This window comes from Microbispora sp. CSR-4 (genome assembly GCF_008033685.1).
Classification (GTDB): domain Bacteria; phylum Actinomycetota; class Actinomycetes; order Streptosporangiales; family Streptosporangiaceae; genus Microbispora.
On sequence record NZ_VJVX01000195.1, the window covers coordinates 1 to 914 of the forward strand.

The 914-nt window shown below is 67.2% G+C and carries 1 protein-coding gene; it reads left to right on the forward strand.

The window, feature by feature from the left end:
• Positions 1 to 110: 110 nt before the first annotated feature.
• On the forward strand, positions 111 to 914 hold an 804-nt coding region (locus FLV34_RS39415), incomplete at its 3' end, for an IS256 family transposase (protein ID WP_147945601.1).

The following is a 914-nucleotide window of genomic DNA, read 5'->3' on the forward strand; positions in this document are numbered from 1 at the left end:
GAGCAATGCTCAGAACCTGTGGATCGGCTCGGGGGCGTACCCTCCCGAGTGATCGATTCGAAGGTCACTGAGTAGGCCGACGTTGGCGCGTCGGCTGGGAGGGCACGCCCATGCTTACCGTAGTCAATGCCGGCGGCGCGGCGTCGAACGGATCGTTGCTCGATGAGATCGTTCGAGAGGGAGCGCGGCGGATGTTGGCCGCTGCCCTGGAGGCCGAGGTCAACTCCTACTTGGCGGAGCTGGCCGACGCTCGCGACGCCGACGGCCGCCGTCTGGTGGTGCGCAACGGGTTCCACGCCGAGCGGACGATAGCAACCTCGGCCGGGCCTGTGCAGGTCAAGGCGCCGCGGGTGAACGACAAGCGGGTCGATGCCGAGACCGGCGAGCGTAAGCGCTTCTCTTCAGCGATCCTGCCACCGTGGGCCCGCAAGACCCCGAAGATCTCTGAGGTGCTTCCGCTGCTCTATCTGCACGGCCTGTCCACCGGCGACTTCGTTCCGGCTCTGGAGCAGTTCCTCGGGTCGTCGGCTGGGCTGTCGTCGGCGACGGTGTCGCGGCTGACGTCTCAGTGGAGCGACGATCATCAGGCGTTCCAGAAGCGCGACTTGTCGGCGACCGACTTCGTCTACATCTGGGCCGACGGCGTGCATCTGAAGGTCAGGCTGGACCAGGCCAAGGCGTGCGTGCTGGTCCTGGTGGGCGTCCGAGCCGACGGCAGCAAAGAGCTGATAGCCCTGGACGAGGGCTATCGGGAGTCGTCGGAATCGTGGGCGAACCTGCTGCGCGACTGCGAACGGCGCGGAATGCGCGCCCCGCATCTCGCGGTCGGCGACGGGGCCTTGGGCTTCTGGAAGGCGCTGCGCGAGGTGTTCCCCGAGGCCAAGGAGCAGCGCTGCTGGGTGCACAGAAGCCGT